This window comes from Mesorhizobium sp. M7A.F.Ca.MR.362.00.0.0 (assembly GCF_004023175.1).
In the GTDB taxonomy this organism is placed as follows: Bacteria; Pseudomonadota; Alphaproteobacteria; order Rhizobiales; family Rhizobiaceae; genus Mesorhizobium.
Genome location: NZ_RZTF01000040.1, coordinates 26,445 through 28,874, shown reverse-complemented (window position 1 = coordinate 28,874; position 2,430 = coordinate 26,445). Strand labels below are relative to the sequence as shown.

2 protein-coding genes and 1 pseudogene (1 of these 3 cut by a window edge) are annotated in these 2,430 nt (G+C 61.0%); 1 reads left to right on the top strand and 2 read right to left on the bottom strand.

Going from position 1 to position 2,430, the window contains the following annotated elements:
* The coding region (locus EOC06_RS08470; protein WP_164898506.1) for a bifunctional sugar phosphate isomerase/epimerase/4-hydroxyphenylpyruvate dioxygenase family protein at positions 1-1,417 on the top strand (1,417 nt) is incomplete at its 5' end.
* Positions 1,418-1,629: 212 nt separating this feature from the next.
* On the opposite strand, the gene EOC06_RS08465 is transcribed toward EOC06_RS08470, so the two are convergent.
* A complete protein-coding gene (locus EOC06_RS08465) occupies positions 1,630-2,013 on the bottom strand; it encodes a hypothetical protein (RefSeq protein ID WP_127326667.1) in 384 nt (127 codons plus the stop codon).
* Positions 2,014-2,015: 2 nt separating this feature from the next.
* Positions 2,016-2,430: pseudogene (gene fliR / locus EOC06_RS08460) on the bottom strand (flagellar biosynthetic protein FliR) (it continues 337 nt past the right edge of the window).

Below are 2,430 nucleotides of genomic sequence, written 5' to 3'. Positions count from 1 at the left end.
CCATCCCAACATCGGACTGATCCTTGACTCCTTCCACACCTTGGCGCGACGGGTGGATGTGGAGACGATCCGCGCCATCCCTGGCGACCGCATTTTTTTCGTCCAGCTTGCCGACGCCCCGCTGATCGACATGGACCTGCTGTACTGGAGCCGCCATTTCCGCAACATGCCGGGCGAAGGTGACCTGCCGATCGTCGACTTCATGCGAGCGGTTGCGGCAACCGGCTACGACGGGCCGTTGTCGCTCGAAATATTCAACGACCAGTTCCGCGGTGGATCGCCCAGGTCTATCGCGGTCGATGGCCACAGGTCCCTGGTCTACCTCATGGACCAGGTTGCACGCGCCGAGCCGGACATCGCGATCGACGTGCCGGCCTTGCCGGAACGTGTCGCGGTCAGCGGCATCGAGTTCGTAGAGTTCGCCGCGAACGAGACCGAGGCTGAAGAGCTGGTGCTGCTACTGCGTGCCATGGGATTCTCGCTGGTCGGCCGCCACAAGAACAAGGATGTGGTGCTGCTTGGTCAGGGCGCCATCAACATTGTCGTCAACACCGAAAAAGAAGGGCTGGCGCACTCCTCGTATCTCGTTCACGGCGCTTCTGCTTATGCGTTCGGATTGAAGGTCGACAATGCCGCCGCAACCGTGGCCCGGGCTCGCGCGTTGGGCGCCGAGCTTTTTGAACAGCGCCATGGTCCTGATGAGTTGGCGATACCGGCAATACGCGGGGTCGGGGGCGGGGTGATCTACTTCATCGACGGCAAGAGCGAGTTGGCAAAAGTCTGGGAGATCGAATTCGAACCGGTCAACGATGCCGGCAACGATGCCGGGCTGATGGCAATCGACCACCTCGCTCAATCAATGAACTATGAGGAGATGCTGACCTGGCTGCTCTTTTACACATCGATCTTCAAGACGACAAAATTGCCCATGGTGGATGTGATCGATCCGGCCGGCGTCGTGCGCAGCCAGGTTGTGGAGAGCGATGATGGCGGGCTTCGGCTTACTTTGAACGGTGCGGAGAACCGCAGGACACTGGCCGGCCATTTTATCGCTGAGAGCTTCGGCTCGGGCGTGCAGCATCTGGCCTTCTCCTGCCGCGATATCTTCCAGACCGCCGACCGCCTGACAGAGCTCGGCTTCAATGCGTTGGAGATTTCACCGAACTACTACGCCGATCTCGAAGCACGCCTCGGCCTCGAACCGGAATTCACGCACCGGTTGCGGGCCCGAAACATCCTCTTCGACCGGGACGAGGGCGGTGACTATTTCCAGCTCTACAGCCAGACCTATGGCGAAGGTTTCTTCTTCGAGATCGTTGAGCGCCACGGTTATCGAGGCTACGGGGCAGCCAATGCTCCATTCCGCATTGCCGCCCAGAAGCGAACACTGCGGCCAAAAGGCATGCCAAGGGTTTGACCATCACGACGTGAGCGAAAAGCGAAATTCCACTCTGGGCACAAGCTGACTTGGCTCCACCTTCGCTACTGGTGCAATCGTGCCGCCTCGCCCGTGCGCTCGGATGTCTGCTTTTGGGATGCTGCTAGGACTACTCAACGACCGACATGCGGTGCGAAGCAGGCATCCGGCACCGCCCGTCGCGAAGGCGGAAACGGCCGAACTCGCCTTCGCTACTCCTGCGTCCGCTTCTGCGTGATCAGGTCCAGCCGCTCGCGGTCGGAGCGTTCGCGTTCGTCGCGGTTGCGTACGTCCTTGTAGGCGCGCTCGACCATGTTGGTGCGGGCGGTCGCCGCGGCGATGAGGCTGGCTTCCTGCCTGGCGCTCGCCAGGTTCGCTTCCTGGCGCACCACCGCCTGGGCAATGCGGCGATGGTAGAGATCGGGAAACAGGGCGGAGAGCGAATCGGCCTGGTCGAAATGGCCGACCAGTTCCCTCGCTTCGGTTTCGGCGGCACTGGCCGCCGCAAGGAAGGTGGCGTGGCGGGTTTCGTGCAGCGCCTTCAGCTGTTCCTGAACCTTGACCAGCTTCTTGAGGCGGTCCTTGCGCGTGCTCATTTCTATCTCGCCAATGTCAGATCGACGAAGCCGTCGACGAACAGCGACAGCATGGTGCCGACGGCGAAATAGAAGATGATCATGCCGCCGGCGATGATGAAGGGCTGGGAGATGAAATAGATCGGGATCTGCGGCGTCAGCTTGTTGACGAAGCCGATCGTCAGATTGACGAGAATGGCATAGGCGACGAACGGGCTGCCGAGGCGGATGACCAGGAAGAACGTGTCCGACACCGTGTCGGTGACATCGACGAGGGCGGCCTGCGGGTTGAAGAAGACGTTGACCGGCGCGACCGTGTAGGAGGAAACCAGCGCGCGTATTATCTCGTGGTCGAAATCGAAGACGAACAGCATCAACAGCGCCGAGAACGAGATGATTGCGGCAAGGGCTGCCTGGGGTTCGGGCTCCTCGATCGCC

What these genes read in the sequence shown, in the direction of transcription:
- EOC06_RS08465 (WP_127326667.1), bottom strand. Translation starts at nt 2,013, where the DNA reads ATGAGCACGCGCAAGGACCGCCTCAAGAAGCTGGTCAAGGTTCAGGAA.